At 53.4% G+C, this 18,476-nt stretch carries 13 protein-coding genes and 1 riboswitch; all 13 genes read right to left on the bottom strand.

The window, feature by feature from the left end:
- Nucleotides 1-27: 27 nt before the first annotated feature.
- Nucleotides 28-2,406, bottom strand: a complete 2,379-nt coding sequence (locus EDM54_RS17025; RefSeq protein WP_122958502.1) for a penicillin acylase family protein — start codon at nucleotides 2,404-2,406, stop codon at nucleotides 28-30.
- A gap of 54 nt (nucleotides 2,407-2,460) precedes the next feature.
- Nucleotides 2,461-3,681: an MDR family MFS transporter gene (locus EDM54_RS17020; protein WP_024983404.1), complete on the bottom strand. Its 1,221-nt coding sequence runs from the start codon at nucleotides 3,679-3,681 to the stop codon at nucleotides 2,461-2,463.
- A gap of 16 nt (nucleotides 3,682-3,697) precedes the next feature.
- Nucleotides 3,698-5,644, bottom strand: coding sequence for an asparagine synthase (glutamine-hydrolyzing) (gene asnB, locus EDM54_RS17015; RefSeq protein ID WP_024983405.1), 1,947 nt, complete (start codon nucleotides 5,642-5,644; stop codon nucleotides 3,698-3,700).
- Nucleotides 5,645-6,665: 1,021 nt separating this feature from the next.
- Entirely contained in the window at nucleotides 6,666-7,577 is a 912-nt protein-coding gene (locus tag EDM54_RS17010) for an ABC transporter substrate-binding protein (protein ID WP_197029772.1), read from the bottom strand.
- 97 nt (nucleotides 7,578-7,674) lie between these two features.
- Nucleotides 7,675-8,325, bottom strand: a complete 651-nt coding sequence (locus tag EDM54_RS17005; RefSeq protein WP_003389558.1) for an ABC transporter permease — start codon at nucleotides 8,323-8,325, stop codon at nucleotides 7,675-7,677.
- The gene (locus EDM54_RS17000) at nucleotides 8,322-9,464 is read right to left on the bottom strand and encodes an ABC transporter ATP-binding protein (protein WP_039070521.1); all 1,143 of its coding nucleotides are present in this window, start codon (nucleotides 9,462-9,464) and stop codon (nucleotides 8,322-8,324) included. Before EDM54_RS17000 ends, EDM54_RS17005 begins: the two co-directional genes overlap by 4 nt.
- 154 nt (nucleotides 9,465-9,618) lie before the next feature.
- Nucleotides 9,619-9,763, bottom strand: a riboswitch (cyclic di-AMP (ydaO/yuaA leader).
- A 127-nt stretch (nucleotides 9,764-9,890) separates the two neighbouring features.
- Nucleotides 9,891-10,895 (bottom strand): ABC transporter ATP-binding protein, encoded by a 1,005-nt coding sequence (locus EDM54_RS16995; protein WP_024983408.1) that lies wholly within the window; start codon nucleotides 10,893-10,895, stop codon nucleotides 9,891-9,893.
- Nucleotides 10,896-10,910: 15 nt separating this feature from the next.
- The gene (locus EDM54_RS16990) at nucleotides 10,911-11,873 is read right to left on the bottom strand and encodes an ABC transporter ATP-binding protein (RefSeq protein ID WP_122958501.1); all 963 of its coding nucleotides are present in this window, start codon (nucleotides 11,871-11,873) and stop codon (nucleotides 10,911-10,913) included.
- Nucleotides 11,874-11,889: 16 nt separating this feature from the next.
- Nucleotides 11,890-12,819, bottom strand: a complete 930-nt coding sequence (locus EDM54_RS16985) for an ABC transporter permease (protein WP_003389563.1) — start codon at nucleotides 12,817-12,819, stop codon at nucleotides 11,890-11,892.
- A gap of 15 nt (nucleotides 12,820-12,834) precedes the next feature.
- Entirely contained in the window at nucleotides 12,835-13,752 is a 918-nt protein-coding gene (locus EDM54_RS16980; protein WP_003389564.1) for an ABC transporter permease, read from the bottom strand.
- 110 nt (nucleotides 13,753-13,862) lie between these two features.
- Complete coding sequence (locus EDM54_RS16975) at nucleotides 13,863-15,440, bottom strand: ABC transporter substrate-binding protein (RefSeq protein ID WP_122958500.1); 1,578 nt, start codon at nucleotides 15,438-15,440, stop codon at nucleotides 13,863-13,865.
- A 41-nt stretch (nucleotides 15,441-15,481) separates the two neighbouring features.
- A complete protein-coding gene (locus tag EDM54_RS16970; protein ID WP_122958499.1) occupies nucleotides 15,482-16,684 on the bottom strand; it encodes a M20 metallopeptidase family protein in 1,203 nt (400 codons plus the stop codon).
- A gap of 228 nt (nucleotides 16,685-16,912) precedes the next feature.
- Nucleotides 16,913-18,262 (bottom strand): M20 family metallopeptidase, encoded by a 1,350-nt coding sequence (locus EDM54_RS16960; RefSeq protein WP_122958497.1) that lies wholly within the window; start codon nucleotides 18,260-18,262, stop codon nucleotides 16,913-16,915.
- Nucleotides 18,263-18,476 lie beyond the last annotated feature (214 nt).

Raw genomic sequence — 18,476 nt, 5'->3', positions numbered from 1 at the left:
CAGACCCTGGCCCTTCTCTCCTCACGATTATGGATGAAGGACCAGCAGGTCTCCTTTTCGGTACTCTTCTGGTGCGAACCATTGCTTGCACAGTTCTCCAGCGGCATGGGGGACTGCCTGATCGGAATACCAGCAGCTAAAAACATGGCCCGATTGCCCCGGTGCGACAATATCAAAGGAATTGCCGGCAAGATCGGACAGATCGACAACCTGACGCCACGGAGCGCCGTATCCCACAACTCCCGATCCGTCAAAACCCATCAGACACACGGTTTGTCTGCTGCCGCCCATGGGAATATCCGGTTCCTCTACCGGAATCCCGAGAGATTTCATGACAGCTGCCAACGGGTGGGTGTAGCGGATTCGATGGTATTCGCCCCACCTCCACGCTTGAGGGTTCTCGCCCTGCAAGTCAACCGCTTGCTGCACAGCGCTGATAAAGCTACTGATGGCAAGTTCTTTGATTCCCCCCACCTGTTTGATCCAGTCGTTTTCGCGACCCGCTGCCGCTTCGAGCAGCATGGCGTCTGTCACATTGGTGCCATCTGCCATGAGTTGATACAGCGCAGGACCCAATTTCGGTTCGTACAATCGTTTTCGCAACAGATCGAACCACAAGTGATACATAAGGGGGGCTGCCTGCTCGGCCTCGTCTTGATAATTCCATTCTTGCAATAATTGCAACGCTTTCTGCTCCACGTCTGTGAGCTGCACCTGATTGAACAATGCAAGCAAGGCAGGCAGCAAGGTTGTCGCTTGTTCGTTGAAAAGGTCCGCTTGAAGACGACGCATATCTTCTGATGAAAACTCTTTGCTGCCGCGAAGGACCTTGGCAATCCGGTTGGCCCGATACGGTGCATCCCATGAATGGGCGATCAGATACGGATAGGAGTCATTGACGATTTTGTTGTTAGCCGCGACGATAAATCCTTCCTCGGGATTTACCACTTCGGGACACTTCTCAAAAGGGATAAACCCGTTCCACTCAAATTCATTCGTCCAACCGGGCACGGGAACCAGTCCGTCCCCTTTGGCACGAATCGGTATTGCTCCAACGGTTTTGAATGCGATCGTGCCGTCATTGGAGGCAAACAACACATTTAGTGCCGGAGAGACGATTTTTTGCAGACCTTGTTTGAATTGCTCCCAGTTCTCCGCTCTGTTCATCTCCAAAAACGCCTCGATCTCTCTGCCCGGAGAGTACGCCGTCCATCGCAAAGACAATCCGTATTCTTCCCGTTTTGAGACTTCTGGAGTGTGGTCTGTCAAAACAGGGCCGTGACGGGTAATTCGCACTTCCATGGGTATGCTTGCCTCACCTTTTACCTCTATCACTTCGCGAACAACGGTAACGTCCTCCCACTTGCCCTCCTGGTACACTTGATGCGGATTGTCGCTGTTAAACTTTTCTATGTATAAATCCTGTGTATCCGCGATTGCATTCGTTACCCCCCAGGCGATGGAGTCGTTGTGCCCCAACACGACACCGGGTACCCCGGGCAGTGTCACCCCGATCACATTCAACGTTTTTTCTTCAGTGTGCAGATGCAAATGAGTTTGAAACCAGATGGACGGCGTATCCATACCGAGATGCGGATCGTTCGCCAAGAGCGGCTTTCCGCTCTTCGTCAGCTTTCCGGAAACGACCCACCCGTTCGAACCGGCAACGGCGCCTGATCCCGTGAAAAATTGCAATAAACTCCTCAATTCCATCTGAATGTTTATGGGCAAATCAGCTTCCTTTTCGGAAACAGTGCTCCCCCCGGTGTGTTGACTGGAAATCGTGATAAAGCCGTCAGCTGGATAGACAGGCCAAAGTTGTTTGGCCAACTCATCGCCTACTTGATTTCGCAAAAGATGGCGATACACTTCCGCTTTCATATTTTCGCTCAGGCTCGCTGCCAGCAGCTTGCCGATCAACAGCGTATCAATCGGCGTCCAGAACTCCGGCTGATACCCCAGCAGATTGCATTCGAGCGGAAGCGTGTTTTCTTCAACAGCTTGACGCAGGTAGGCGTTCACGCCCTGGGAAAAACTGTCCAGGATCTTTCTGGTCGCTGGCGAACACTGGGTCAGGGAATCCTCGGCGGCTCTTTTTAGTTGAAGCTTGCGATACAGTTTATCCGAGTTTACCGTCGAGGAGCCCATTACTTCCGACAACCGCCCGCTTGTTAGCCTGCGCGACATATCCATCTGCCACATGCGTTCTTGAGCAGTCACAAACCCTTGTGCCAGATACAGATCGGCTGCTGTCCGGGCCTCAATATGAGGCACGCCTCTGTGGTCCCGATACACGTGAACAGGTTTGTGCAAAGCTGCTACTTTCAGCTCCCCGGATGTTTTCGGAATACCATGGCGGACAACCGATTGCAGGTGGACTGACACATCCACATTTTGATCGTGCATGGCGGAACAACCTCCTATTGAAGACGTTTGAAATGCGCTTCTTTTCAACAGGCCTTACATCGAAGTGACGGAATTGCCCCTTCTGACTTCATACATTTTTTGTCCACGCCAAAAGAAGAAAATACTCAATAATGCAATCAGTCCAAACGTGTTGAACATCGCAATGCCGCCGTATTCTGCCAGCAGAATTCCGCCAAACCACGGGCCGATAAAGTTGCCAAATCCGTTAAAGGTATGCGCTCCGTAATACGTGCCACGCATTCCTTCGGGCGTAATGCGGTCGACGATAATGTATTCAGACGGGACGATCAATATTTCTCCAAGCGTGAAAACGATCATGGATATGATAAAAAACGTCCAGCTGCCGGAATACGCAAAGCCTGCCTCGGATATGGCCAGAAGAATGCTTCCCATCACGATGTTGATCAACGGCGTAAACCGTTCCGCCCATTTTGTCAGCGAATATTGGAACAAAATAACGACTACTGAATTGATACTCATCAAGATCGCAAATAACCGGACCCCGTCGATAAAGCTATTTTTCAAATATTGAGAGAGCGTAACAGACATCTCGCCCATTACCGCCATCGTCAGGATGCTGCCCAGGATGAAAAATCCCAGCACCTTATCGTGGCGGATGACATGAACAGCACTCCGAATGGTTATCTTCTCTTCCGCTTTTGTTTGAATATCTTCATAGGCAAAGTATTTGAAGCTGAATTGCAGAATGAGGACGTATAGCAGGTAAAGAATCGCCCCCACAAAAAACGGCACCCGGTCATCGATGGTGGACAAAGCGGTACCGAGAAGCGGACCAATGGCAAAACCGATGTTCACCGAAGTATAACGGAACGAGAATAGTCGCAGCCGTTTTTCCGGTGGAGTGACATCGCCCATCAATGCCTTGGACACAGGATCGAAAAACGAAATGCATAGATTCAGCAAAATGTTCAAAACAAAAATCAACAGGACATTCGTGGTTAAAACAAACCCGAAGAAAACCAGAGCAAAGACATAGAGCGTGCCGATTAACACTTTTTTACGGCCGATAAAATCGGAAAGTGTGCCTCCGATAAAGCCGCCAAAGGTACCGGCGATCGCACCGACCCCTATGATCAATCCAATCTGTGCCGGATCCAGATCAGTCGTTTTGGCGAGATAGATAGCTAGGAAGGGGATACTCATGCCTCTTGCTACAGATACCAGGATGATCCCTAGTAACAACGTGTGGACAATTGGATGAAAAGACTTGTAAAACTCTCGTAGTTTCCCCATTCGCGTCTCCTTGTTTCTATGATTTTCTTGACAAAGATTCACTGCTGCTATTTACGTATTGGTCTTGGAGAATGCATGTGGTGAGCACCAGAAGCAGGACGGTATCTGCATTTACGCGTTGGCTTTTATCCATGTGCGGGAGTTGGTCGAGCAGCTTGATCATCAGTTTTTTCTCAAAGAAAGGAACATCGTCCATGACCTTGCTTCTCAACATATCCTGAGTCAACTGAAACAACTTGTTGTCCGTTTCCAATGTGGAAGGAGGAGCATTAAACGGCTGTTTGGGGCGGGAGTAGACGGTCTGGGTGAGGTAGGGCTTCGCCGCTTCACGAAGAGCATACTTTTCTTTGAACCGATTTATCAGCATCGATACAGGAAGGTTTCGTACCACTTCAAACAATTTGTGATCAAGCAGGGGCATTCGCACTTCTACTCCATGAGACATATCCAGACGGTCGGCAAACAGGATCTGGTTAGGCAGAATCGACTTGTTCCACGTATAAAGAACTTGAGTGACGCGATCTCGCCCTGCCAACTGTCCTTCTACATCCAGCTTTTTCACAAATTCACGATACGGATCGTACTCGGCAAAGCGCGCTCCGAAATCGGGCGAGAGCAGCTGTTTTAACGGCATGCGGCTTGCATGCACAGCCTGGATCCAGGCGGGTGTGTATCCAAGTGTCTGGTTGAAACAATCCAATGACTGGTTGAGATAGCTGCGAATCGAAACGTGGTTAAAAGAGGGATTATGTTGCAAAAATTCGTCCAGTTTGCGAAGCTTCTCCTCTTCGCTCAGGCCTTCCAGTCCGGCGAGCAGCAAATCCAATCGGGAAAATATGTATCCGGCAAACAATTCATCAGCGCCGTCCCCCGACAACACGACGCGAATCCCCCGCTCGTGGAGTACCTTGCTTTTCAAATAGCGGGCAACGCCGTTCATGTTTATCCCAATCGTTTCCGCATGCCAAACGGCCTTTATTACGTGATCGGCAAAATCGGTATGATCAAGCGGAATCAGATGAAAATCCGCCCCTACATGGGCCGCCGTCTCACGCGCTACTTCACTTTCATCATAGGCATGATCCGAAAACGAAACGGTAAATGCTTGCAGCGGGTCCGTCCGATGCCTGGCAGCCATCCCAAGTACCGTTGAAGAATCAACGCCTCCGCTGAGATGAAATCCAACGGGTACGTCGGCCCGCATCCGTGTCTTGATGCTCTCGTCCAGTGCATGCCTTACTTCACTGATGTACTCTTCTTCGCTGCGTGGCAGAGAATTCGCGTCTGCCAGCGGATAGTGATGATCCCAATACTGTTTGATTTGTATTCCATCAGCCGTAGCAAGCAGGTAGTGGCCGGGTGGAACCTGGTTAACACCTTCGAATAACGTACGGTCCAGATGCTTGTAAAACAACAAGTGCTGGTAGTAGGATTCATGATCCCACTTCGCGGGTACTCCTGCTGCAAACAGCGCCTTCATCTCCGACGCGACGTATAGAACCCCATCTTGTACTGTGTAAAAAAGCGGCTTGATCCCAAAACGGTCTCGCACAGCCAACAGGCGTTGCTCGGTTTCATCCCAAAGCACCAGGGCAAATTCACCGCGCAGGTATTCAAGAAATCCGAGTCCATTCTCTTCGTACAGATGTAACGCGATCTCACTGTCAGAGCGTGTTCGCAACCGGTGCCCCCGTTTGACTAACTCTCTCTGAATTCGCTCGTAATCGTAGAATTCACCGTTTACGACAACGTGAAGCCGTTCATCTTCATTCGCAATAGGCTGGTCTCCAGTCTCTAGGTCAATAATGCTGAGGCGAGCGTGACCCAATCCGACTCGCTTGCTTTCGGACAGCCAGATACTTTGCCGGTCAGGTCCGCGATGGGAGAGTTGACGAGTAGCACGTTCGACAGCAATCGCAGTGATGGGAGCCTGTTTCGAAAACATTGCGACAATTCCACACATATAAACCAACCTTTCCCTACATAATTTTGATAGTGCTGCCGTACGAAGATCACTCTTTGGAAGAATAAGAACAGTAATATTGATAGAATGTGTATTGCAGTCCAGCATATCAGACCATTTCAGTATACCATATTTAACCAAAAATATAACTTTTTTCAATTCGCCAAATTTCAACAAGGTATTTTGGCACCCAAACGCCTAATGGCTTTCACCGCCATAGACATACATTCCCTATGCATATGGGAAACCGGGCAACGATCCATTTTCCTTTTGATACCGTAAAGCTGGTACCCTACTATTTCAAAATCAGAGGTTCCTATCATCGATCAGGAAACAGGGAAGACGATCAACTCTACCTATGCAAACATCGATTGGGGTTTATGTTGGGGATTGTATATGGAAACGTTCCGGAGCTGAACAGAAGCTGACGTGTGTGATTTCTTGCAAGTCACCCGATATGGATTTACGGACTAACGAAAAAATCGATTTACGAAAGAGCTATGAACACTCCCTCCAGCGAAAGATGAGCTTCCTCTAACCTTGCGTTTGGACGTATGTCGGCCTAATGCCCCTGCCGTCTGCGTATTCCTATGACAACTGCCTTCGCCCGTGTGAGGATGGCCGAGAAATGGCAGCTTTGCCGCTTCGAATCACAGTGATCGATTCAACAGAGATCAACAAGTCGATTCCTCCTTCTTTGAGAATGTATGTTCCGGTTTTGATTATACCATAATCACGGACAAAAAATGACATTTATCCCATCGCTTGGGCAATATCCTGTCTATTCAACCCGATAACAGTCTATACAGTTTATTGGAAAAACCCCTTTGAAACGGTTACGAATGAAGTGCGCTTTCGCCTCATACAAAAAAATAGCCGGCTTCACACGCAATGTGGTGAAAACCGGCTTACTCAAAACCTTTTTGCTCCGGGTCTACTTCATTTTATTCTGCCAGGAGAACAGCTCCCGGCTACCCATCTCTAACCAACACTATATCTAGCCAATGCCGACTTCCTCATTTTAAGGAATCAGCCCCTGCTCCTTCAGCCAAGCTTCCGCAACATCCCGCGACTTCTTCTTGTCTACATCCACCTGCGCGTTGAGCACCGCCATTTGCTTGTCGTCAATCTTCCCGGCGAGCTTGCTCAGCACTTCCTTGATCTGCGGATGCTTCTGCAGCGTTTCCTGACGGACGAGCGGCGCGGCAAAGTACGGCGGGAAGAAATGCTTGTCGTCCTCCAAAATGACCAAATCGTGCTTCACGAGCTGACCGTCTGTCGAGAAGGCATCGATGATATCGACGTTCCCTTCGCTGATTGCTTTATATTTAAGACCGGCGTCCATTGATTTCGTACCTTTGAATTTCAGGCCGTATGATTTTTCCAGGCCTTTCAAGCCGTCCGAGCGCTCGAGAAACTCCTGTTCGGTTCCGAACGTGAGCTGTTGCGCATGCGGGATCAGATCAGAGATTGTCTTCAGCTTATATTTATCGGCCGTCTCTTTTGTCACCGCCAGGGCATACGTGTTGTTAAACCCGATCGGCTCCAGCCATTCCATTTTGTATTTCTCTGCAAAATCTGCCTTTACCTTGTCGTACACCTCTTGAGGGTCCTTCATCGCTTCCTGTCCCATGATGTTGACCAGACCCGTTCCCGTATACTCTACATACAGGTCTGCACTGCCGCCTTTGACGGCGTTAAAAGCTACATCGGTCCCGCCTAAAAACGGCTTTGTCTCGACTTTTAAGTCCGTATTTTTCTCCAGCATGATACCTACGAGATTCGTCAATATATCTTGTTCCGTGAAATTTTTCCCCACCACAGTCACCTGATCAGACGCTTTTGTACCGGTCAGAACCGAGCAGCCCGTCACAGCCATCATCGACAATGCCAACACGCCCATTCCAACTTTCCTCAGCCATCCTGCTCTCACAAGATCCTCCCCTTTCATCATTAACCGTTTATTTGAAAAACCCCAAAAAGGCTGATGTGTTCAAGTTTTCAAAAATCAGCTTTTTGGATAAAGCGGCCTAACGCGAGTGGCGAATGCGCAATCCTTTTGGCGTCACTCGCCAATCTACCCAGGCCAGAATCAGGTCAAACAAGACCGCCAGCAGCGCAGCCGGCACCGCACCTGCCAGGATGATGCCCGTGTCCACCATGGCAATCCCGCGAAGGATCAGGTCGCCCAAGCCGCCTGCCCCGATAAACGCCGCGAGCGTCGCCACTCCGATCGTCATGACCGTAGCCGTGCGAATCCCGGCAAATATGACGGGGCGGGCCAGTGGAAGCTCTACGATCCGCAGCATCTGGCCTTTGGTCATCCCCATGCCGCGCCCTGCTTCCAGCAGCGAGGAATCGACGTCCAAAATGCCGGTGTACGTATTGCGGACGATAGGCAGCAGCGCGTAAATGACCATCGCGATGACAGCCGGGATCGGTCCGATGCCAAACAGCGGAATCATAAATCCGAGCAGCGCCAGACTGGGAATCGTCTGGAAGACCGAGATCACGGCCAGCACCGGACCGGCAAGCTTCCGGTACCGGGTCAGCAGAATGCCTGTCGGCACCGCAACTACAATCGCCCAGAACAACGCGACGACAGACAGAACGATATGCTCCCAGCTCGCCTGCACAATATCCGGCCAGCGGTCTGCCATTACGGAAATCACTTCACTCATTGCGCCACGCTCCTCTCCTGATCCAAGTATGGCCGTGCAAGCACATCGACCAGACTGGCCCTTGTCAACAAGCCTGCCAACGTCCCGTCTTGGCGGACGACCGGCACGTACCCGTACGGCGCTTCCTGCACGAAGCCGATGGCATCCGCGAGCGGGGTGTCGGGTGAAAGCGTCATGGTGTCTGTCCGCATCACATCGCGGATGGCCAGCGATTCATCCGGGTACCGCTTGTGAATATCCGCCGTATCCGCCATGCCCAAGTACTTCCCATGCTTGTCGACAACGATCAGCCCGGTTACCCGCTTGCGGTGCATGATCTGTACAGCCTCCGCCAGCCCTCGGCCCGGGGAGACGGTAACCGGCTGCGTGACCATGACATCCTGGACAAGCTGCCCGAGGTGGGACTGCAGCCGTTTTTCCCCGATGAACTCCCGGACAAAATCATTGGCCGGATGGCGCAAAATGTGATCGGGCGTCCCCTGCTGGATCACATTCCCGTTTTGCATGACCACGATCTGGTCGGCGATTTTCAACGCTTCATCCATGTCGTGGGTGACAAAAACGACTGTTTTGTTCAGCTCCTGGTTCAGCCGGATCAGCTCATCCTGCAGCTGCTCCCGGGTAACCGGATCGAGCGCCGAAAAAGGCTCATCCATCAGAATGATCGGCGGATCGCTCATCAGCGCCCGGGCTACCCCTACCCGCTGCTGCTGGCCTCCGGAGAGCTCGGACGGGTATCTGTCCCGGTACCGGTCGGGGGCCAGGCCGACCATATGGAGCAGGCGATCGACCTTTTTGTGATCAATCGACCCTTTTCCCCCCTGAAGCCGTGGCACCAGCGAAATATTTTCCGCGATTGTCAGGTGGGGAAACAGGCCGACCTGCTGAATCACATAGCCGATGCTCCGCCTCAGCGCGACCGGATCGACCTCCGCCGAATTCCTTCCGCCGACGGTAATCGTCCCCGATGTTGGCGAAATCAACCGGTTGATCATCTTCATCGTCGTGGTCTTGCCGCAGCCGGATGGCCCGACCAGCACTGTGATGCTCCCCTCGGGAATCTCCAGATTGAGATTCGGGATCACAGTCGTCGAGCCGTACGATTTGCGCACGCGTTCAAAGACAACCGCATTTGCCATTCGCATCCCCTCTTTTCGCTGTATTTTTGAAAATAAAAAGACCCCGCCAATGCAGGGTCTGTACCTGTAAAAATACAAAAAGACCCTGCAAAAGCATAGGGTCAAAAAACCGAATTGTTTTCCACGTCGGAATGATCTGACACGGAATGCTTGTTTTGACCCATCTTGAGGCTGACGAGGTTAGCTGACGGACTCGGGAAAGATGGTTCCCTACGGCAGATATGCTGCCGATTCGCCCCGGAAAAAGTGGTTCCCCCGCTTTCCGATTATGCAAATCGGAAATTAAGCTTATGGCTATTATGCATGAACTCGATCATCAAGTCAAATCTCCGGATGACCACTCAGTCTCTACTTGATGAAAAAAGGCCCCTTCTGTCTGCCAAAGACATCGGGGCACCTCCTTTTTTCGTGAAACAAATGCCAGTTTTATCCCATAACGCCTTCCTGGCTTTGAGCAAGCGGGAAATGGCAGGAGACAAAATGCCCTGCAGCACCTTCTGTCAGTGTCGGCGCAGTCTGTCTGCACACATCCTGCACATACGGACATCTGGTGTGAAAATGGCAGCCGGACGGAGGATTGGCCGGATTCGGCAGATCGCCCTGCAGGACAATCCGTTCCTTTCGCTGCGTCGGATCAGGAATCGGGACAGCCGACAGAAGCGCTTCCGTGTAGGGGTGGCGCGGGTTTGCAAACAGCTCGTCGCGCTCTGCCAGCTCCACGATTTTGCCCAGGTACATGACCGCGATCCGGTCGCTGATATGCTTGACGGCAGGCAAGCCGTGGGCGATGAAAATGTAGGTCAGCTTTAGCTCCTTTTGCAGCTTCTTGAGCAGGTTCAGCACCTGCGACTGGATCGACACGTCGAGCGCCGATACCGGCTCGTCGCAGACGATCAGGCTCGGATTCAAGGCGAGGGCGCGCGCGATGCCGATCCGCTGTCTCTGCCCGCCGCTGAATTCATGCGGGTGGCGGCTCATATGGTGGGCATCCAGCCCGACAAGGCGCAGCAGCTCCACAACCTTTTCCTTCAGCTCGCTTCCTTTGTGCGTGCCGTGTACGCGCAGCGGCTCGGCCACGATTTCTTCCACCCGCATCCGCGGATTGAGCGAGGAATACGGGTCCTGAAAAATCATTTGCAGGTGCTGCCGCAAAGTGCGGACCTCGGCTTTGCCGAGAGTGGACAGATTTTTTCCCTCAAACCAAATCTCCCCTTCGGTCGGCTCCAGCAGCTGCAAAATCATCTGGCCGGTGGTCGACTTGCCGCAGCCGGATTCTCCGACGATTCCCAGCGTTTCTCCGCGGTACACGGTAAAGTCGACGCCATCTACGGCCCGTACGTAGCCTGTCTCTTTGGAAAACATGCCTTTCTTGAAGGGAAAATGCTTTTTTAACCCTTTAACCACCAACAGCGGTTCTTTCGTCTGGTCCATTGCTATGTGCCTCCTTTACGCGTAGAAGCAGCGTGCCAGATGGTTCAGGGCCACCTCTTGAAGCTGCGGCTTGTTTTGCTTGCACTCTTCTGTGGCGGCAGGGCAGCGCGGGTGAAACGCACAGCCGTCCGGCATGTCGAGCGGATTCGGTACCGAGCCGGGGATCGAGTCCAGCTCCTCCCGATTTTCGTCCAGCTTCGGCAGCGAACCGAGCAGCCCTTTTGTATACGGATGCTTCGGCTCCGCAAAAAGGGAAAAGACGTCAGCCTGCTCCACCACTTCTCCCGCGTACATCACCACGACTCGATCCGCCATCTCGGCTACGACACCGAGATCGTGCGTAATCAGAATGACTCCGGTTTGAAACTCCTTGTTCAGCTTTTTCAGCAGCTCGAGAATTTGTGCCTGGATCGTCACGTCCAAGGCGGTCGTCGGCTCGTCCGCGATCAACAGGGCCGGATTGCAGGCCAGCGCCATGGCGATCATGACGCGCTGCCGCATACCCCCTGAAAGCTGATGGGGAAAGGAATCGACGATCTTTTCCGCATTGGGGATGCCGACATGCTCCAGCATTTCGACGCTGTGTGCCCGGGCTTCCTTTTTGTCCATCTGTCTGTGCTGGCGAAATACCTCTCCGAGCTGGTTCCCGATTGTAAACACGGGATTGAGCGAGGTCATCGGCTCCTGGAAGATCATCGACAGCTTGTTGCCGCGCAGCTTGCGAAGCTCTTTTTTGCTTAAAGCGAGCAGGTTTTGGCCCTCCAGCCAGATTTCTCCGCCCACCACTTCGCCAGGCGGGGCGACCAATCCCATGATCGAGAGGGAGGTAACGCTTTTGCCGCAGCCCGATTCGCCGACGATGGCGAGTGTCTCGCCCTTGGCTACGGAAAACGAGACGCCGTTTACGGAGGGAACGACGCCGTCCTCTGTTTTGAAATGCGTCTGCAAATGTTTTACTTCCAGCAAGTTTGCTTCCATATCGAGTCTCCCCTCCCTACTTCGCTCTAGCCTTCATGCGAGGGTCCAGAATGTCGCGCAGCCAGTCTCCGAGAAACATAATGCCCAAAACCGTGATCGTAATCGCTACACCGGGGAAGGTCGCCACCCACCAGCTCGTAGCGAGGTACTGCCTGCCGTCGCTCAGCATGCCGCCCCAGGAGACAGTCGGCGGCTGAATCCCCAAGCCGAGAAAGCTGAGCGAGGCCTCCGCGATGATCGTCGTGGCTACGCTCAACGTAGAGACGACGATAAAGGAGGAGATAACGTTGGGCAAAATGTGTGTAAAAATGATTCGCCCGTCGCTTGCGCCGACAGTGCGGGCGGCTCTGACGAAGTCGCGTTCCTTGACGCTGAGCACTTCACCGCGGATGATGCGGGCGTACTTGACCCAGTTGGTAAAGCCGAGGACGAGGATCAGGGTCGTCAGACTGGGCCCGAGGACGGTCAAAATCACCAGCATGAACAAAATATTCGGAATGGCGAGAAACGAATCGACCGTCCGCATGATGAGATTATCCACGATCCCGCCGAAGTAGCCGGAGACGAGTCCCAGTACGACCCCGATCGCGCCCGCTACGGCGACGGCACACACCCCGACCATCAGGGAAACCTGCGAGCCGTAGATGATGCGGCTGAGCACATCGCGCCCCAGATTGTCGGTTCCGAGCGGATTTGCCGGCGAGCCTCCCTCCATCCACATGGGAGGCTTGAGGCGCTGCGCTGCCTGGGTTTTGGCCGGATCATGAGGAGCGATCGCACTGGCGAAGACGGCCATAAATACGACGACGATGACGATCAAAAGTCCGATTGTTCCTGTTTTGCTTTTCAACAGCATGCGGGCCAAACGGCGGAGCTGCCCCGGCTTTTTGACCGCCTGGCCGACGCTGCCTGCTTGTGCTGTTTGCGATTCCAGGGGAAGAGACATACGGCTCACCTCCGTTTAGTTGTACTTGATGCGCGGGTCCAACACGCGGTATAAAATGTCTGCCAGGATGTTGCTGACGATGACCAAAAAGGCGACGACAAAAACAGCGGCCTGGACGATGGCCATATCGCGGGTATTCACTGCCTGAATGATTAGCTGTCCCATTCCCGGCCAGGAAAAGATCGTCTCCGTAATCAGCGTGCCGCCGATCAGGGTAGAGGTTTGCAAAGCCATGATGGTCACTACGGGGATAAGCGAATTTCGCAGGGCGTGCTTGTACACGACAATGGTTTCGATCAGCCCCTTGCTTCTCGCTGTGCGAATGTAGTCCTGCCCCAAAATTTCCAGCATGCTGGAACGAATCAGGCGGGTCATCTCCGCAGCAATTCCCGTCCCGAGTGTAAAGGCAGGCAGGATCAAATGGTCCCATGAACCCCTTCCCGATACCGGCAAGGTCTTCCACTCGACGGCGAACAACAGGATCAGCATGATTCCCAGCCAAAAATGCGGCATTGCCTTGCCCAATACGGAAGCGCCTGAAACGAAAATGTCCAAAAAGGAATTTCGCTTGGTCGCGGACAGAATGCCCAGCGGAATCGAGATCACCGTGGCGACGATCATGGCTGCAATCGCCAGTTCAAAGGTTGCCGGCAGACGCTCCAAAACAATCGGCAGGGCGGGCATGTCATAGCGGAAAGATGTGCCGAAGTCCCCCTGCAGCATGTTGCCGAGAAAGCGGAAATACTGGATGTGCATCGGCTGATCCAACCCCAGCGCAGCGATCAGGATTTCCCGATCCTCGTCCGTCGCCGTATCGGACAGCATCAGAGACACCGGGTCTCCGGTAACGTACACCAGCACGAAGACGATGATCGAGATCAGAAAAAGCACGGGAACAATCTGCAGAATCGACTTCAACAAATACTGTCTCACGGTGTCACCTCCCGAAACATTTGCGAGTTGCTAAACAGGTTCATCAAGCTATCGGTCATGGAACAGGAAGGGGCCTCGCCAGTGGAGACCCCATTCGCTGCACCTTTTTCTTATTTCAGTGTAATTTCATCGACGAACAGCATTTCGTCCAAACGCGGTTCAAAGTTGATGCGGTCGCTCACACCGTAGTTGGCATTCATTTGGTACAAATAAATGTGCGGGCGTTCTTCCGCGATGATTTCCTGCGCTTGTTTATACTGCTTTTCACGCTCTTCCATGTTCATGTTCTTCTCTCCGTCCGCCAGAAGCTTGTCCAGCTCCGGGTTGCTGTAATCCGACTCGCCCTTGGACCGCTCCGTAGTCAAACGGTCAAACGCCAAAGACGCGTCAAACATGGAGTTTCCGTAGGCGATCATGAACACTTCATCAAATTTTTTCGCTTTGTACTTTTCGTTGAACTTGCTCCACTCCAGCAGCTCCAGCTTGGCGTTGATTCCCACCTCGGCCAGCATCGCCTGGATCAGCTCTGCCGTTTCCTTGTCTTTCAGGTAACGGCCGCTCGTCGCATTCAGCGTCAGCTCCAGACCGTTTGGATAGCCGGCTTCCGCCAAAAGCTGCTTCGCCTTTTCCGGATCGTAGAGCGTCTTGTTGTACAGGTCGAGATTGGTGCCAAAGTTTCCCGGAGTCACGCGGGTGCGGGTCGGCACGCCTCCGCCGGCGAGGATGTTGTCGACGATCGCCTGCTTGTCGATAGCCAAATCAATAGCTTCACGCACCTTCGGATTCTCGGTGACCGTTCCCGGCGTCAGCCGCAGGGTGAGCTGCATGACGCGCTGGGTCGGTCCTTGCTTCGTGTCGGTGCCGTCGTTGTCCTTGATGCGCTGCAGATCGCTCGGCGGGATGTTTACGGCAATATCGACGCCGCCTGTCAGCAGTTCCGCGACACGGGTCGCATCTTCCGGGATGGAACGGAAAACGACCTTGTCCCATTTCGGCTTTTCGCCGAAGTACTCATCGTTTTTCACCAGCGTCAGGCGATCGTCACGCACCCATTTTCCCAGCTTGTACGGGCCTGTTCCCACCGGGTTTTTCAGGAATTCGTCCCAGCCCTTTTCCTTGATGTACTTGGATGGGAGGATGCCGGAGCCGAGCCTGGACAGACGGTTCAGCAGGACCGGTTCCGGCGCGTGGGTGATGATTTCAACCGTATGCGGGTCGATTACTTTCACTTCTTTGATTTGCTTGTAGTTTCCGTACTCCAGCAGCTTGTTGTCCGTGGCTACACGCTCCAGCGTGAACTTGACGTCCTCGGCGGTGAACTCGTCGCCGTTGTGGAATTTTACGCCTTGACGCAGCTTGAAGCGCCAGGTCGTGTCGTTTACCGTCTCCCACTCGGTCGCAAGGTCGGGCTGCACCTTTTGCTGGGCGTCCTTTCGCACCAGATAATCGAACATATTGACGTGCACAGCTTCCGTCGACGTGTTGTTGTGATCGTGAATATCAAAAGTGACGATGTCGCTGCCGCTGGCAATCGTCAGCACTTTTTCTCCGTTCTGTCCAGCGGGCTGTGCCGTTTCCTTGTTCCCGGACGGTTGAGCCGGCGCGCCAGATTGGCTGCTGCAGCCGACCAGGGCCGCTGACAGGGCAAGGATCGCTGCAAGACCAAAGCCTGCAATCCGTTTTTTCATGTCTGGTTTCCCCCTTATGGATACTCTGAAGTGGCTCCCGCCTATTGCCTCAAGTAATTCAAGGCAAACGCCGACAGCATGGCGACGCCGATCGGAAGCGCGTCTTCATCGATGTCGAACAGCGGGTGATGCAGTGGATATTGAGTGCGCTTGTCTTCGTTGCCCACACCCAGGCGGAAGAATACGCCCGGCACATGATGGGTGTAGTAGGAAAAGTCTTCTCCACCCATGGACGGCTTCACGAGCTGATACTTGCCCTGTCCCAGAACGTCATCGGACGTTTTGAGCAAGAGATCCACCATGCCGTCGTCATTTAAAATCGACGGGTACCCGAACTCGTAATCAAACGCATAGGTCGCTCCGAAGGCTTGGGTAACGCCGGCGATCACTTTCTCGATCCGCTCCGGCATCTGTTCCCGAAGCGCCGGATTCAGCGTGCGGACTGTTCCGAAAAGCTCTACCTCCGGGGCGATCACATTGCTCGCCGTCCCTCCCTGAATCTTGCCGATTGTAATGACGATCGGATCGAGCGGGTCCACATGGCGGCTGGCGATCTGCTGCAGCGCCGAGATGACCTCTGCAGTCACAGCGACGGAGTCGACTGCCAGATGCGGATGCGCCGCGTGTCCGCCGAGGCCGATGACCCGGATGTGGATCGTGTCTGCAGCAGCACAGCCTACGCCTCTGACAGCAGTCACTCGGCCCACAGGCACCCCCGGAAAGACGTGCAGTCCGGCCATCGCCTGAATGCCTGTCTCCCGAAGCAACCCGTCCTCGATCATGACCTGGGCGCCGCCGCCTCCCTCCTCGGCCGGCTGAAACACGAAGACGACATTTCCCTTTTCCGGCCGCTCCACTTGACTGAGGAACTGCGCTGCTCCCATCAACATGCTGGTGTGGGCGTCATGGCCGCAGGCGTGCATTTTGCCGTCTACCGTGGAGCGGTACGCGACGTCTTTCTGATCGTGTATCGGCAAGGCGTCCATATCAGCCCGCAGGCCAATCGTCGCTCCCGGCTGCTTTCCTCGCAAAATTCCGACAACGCCTGTCCTGCCAAGGCCTCGCTTTACTTCCAGCCCCAGCTTCTCCAGGTGGCTTGCGACAATATCCGAGGTGCGCTTCTCTTCAAAGCTGAGCTCGGGATTTTGATGAAAGTCCCGCCGCCACGCCACGATTTGCTCTCTCAAGACGCTTGCTTTGGCAAGAATCTCGGAGATTTGGTACAAAGCGGGTGTTTGGCCCATATGACGAACGCCTCCTTTTTCGTTACTGCGTTGTTTTCGCCTCCTGCTGCGCTTGTTGCTCTTGTGGATATGTGGTATTTCCGGTACTTCCGGTATTTCCGGTACTTCCGGTATTTCCGGTATTTCCGGTATTTCCGGTACTTCCGGTATTTCCGATACTTCCGGTATTTCCGATACATACGGCACTTCGATTTACTTTCACGCTACCTCCTTGTTCCTTGTTCCTTGCTACACTTCCTTCGCAAACTCTTCTAGAATCGCGGCGATATGCTTGATCCCCTGTATGTAGTCATCGATGCTGATATTTTCGTTTGGAGCGTGGTTGTTGGAGGCGAAGTGGCCGACGCCGACTGATACGGCGGGAATGCCGAGATGCTGGCAGAGAATGTACATCGGGCCTGTTCCCGGCGACATCGGCATGATGGTCGGTTCCATTCCGTAAATCTGCTTGGAGGTATTCACGACAGCGCGGGTCAGCGGATTGTTCAGCGGCGTACGGGCCGGATGCTCCAGCGTGAACGACTGGATCTCGATGTCCGAAAATCCGTGCTCATCCAAATGCTTGCGCAAAAGTGCGAGTATTTCGTGCGGGTCCTGATCGGGTACGAGCCGGAAATCGAGCTTTACCCTCGCCTCTGCCGGCAGGACCGTCTTGGAGCCTTGGCCGATATAGCCGGAGACGATGCCGCAAACGGTACAAGTAGGCTGGAAGATCAGCTTTTCCTTGAGCGGAATTCCTTTCAGGTCCAGCAGGAAGGACTTCAGCCCCAGCTTTTCCAGCGTGTCTTCCTCGTTGTAAATCATTTGCTCCAGCATGAGCTGGTCGTCATCGCTCAGACTCGCAACCTTGTCATAAAAGCCTTCGATGCGGATACGCTCATCCGGTCCCTTCAGCGTGTTCAAGGCCCAGAGCAGGTGCCAGGCGGGGTTTTCGATTATCGCCGCATTGGCGGAGTGCAGGTCGGTGTTGGCTCCCCGGCAAATCAGCTCCACATAGCACATCCCTTTTACCCCGAGGCTGATCTGCGGCCGTCCGTCAGCGTTTTTATAGCCAAACTCCCAGACGCAACCGTCGGCTCCGATCCGGTCCGCGTACTTTTCCACGAATTCCTCCAGATGCACGCTGCCGATCTCTTCCTCGCCCTCGACGATGAACTTGACTCCTACAGGCAGCTTGCCCCGTACCTGGAGGCAAGCGTGGACGGCAGCCAGGCGGGCCATCAGATTGCCCTTGTTGTCCGCCACTCCCCGCGCATACATGTACCCATCCCGGATTTCCGCGCCAAAAGGCGGTGAATGCCATAAATCGAGCGGATCTTCCGGCTGGACATCGTAATGGTTGTAAAAGGACAAAATCCGTTCGCTCTCGCCCTTGAATTGTCCAAAGACGACCGGATAGCCGGACGTTTCCAATTGCTCCGCCTCTCCGCCGATCTCGCGGACGAAACGTTCCACCATATCAGCGGTTTCCTTCATGCCGCGGTTTTGCGCCGCCACGCTCGGTTGCTTGCAGATGTCTTGCAGCCAGCCAATGTAAGTCTCCCGGTTTTGTTCGATGTAGGAAAAGACGTCCTGCACCTATCTCTCCTCCTTCTTTTTGGAAATATTCCTTTAAGATTCCTTAATTAAAAACTATAGGGTCGGTTCAGCTTTGTGTCAACTCAAAATATTCTAAATTGTTCTAATAAAATAAAATTTACTGGAAGGATTTTCATTTCCAGCAGAGAAATTCATTTGAATTAAGGAGTAATTCCTAAATTATTCCTAAAATAGCACGCCGCAAAAAGGAGAC

The organism is Brevibacillus borstelensis, from assembly GCF_003710865.1.
Taxonomy (GTDB): Bacteria; Bacillota; Bacilli; order Brevibacillales; family Brevibacillaceae; genus Brevibacillus; species Brevibacillus borstelensis.
Note: the sequence above shows the minus strand (reverse complement) of the source record. Positions and strands in the feature narration are given on the sequence as shown.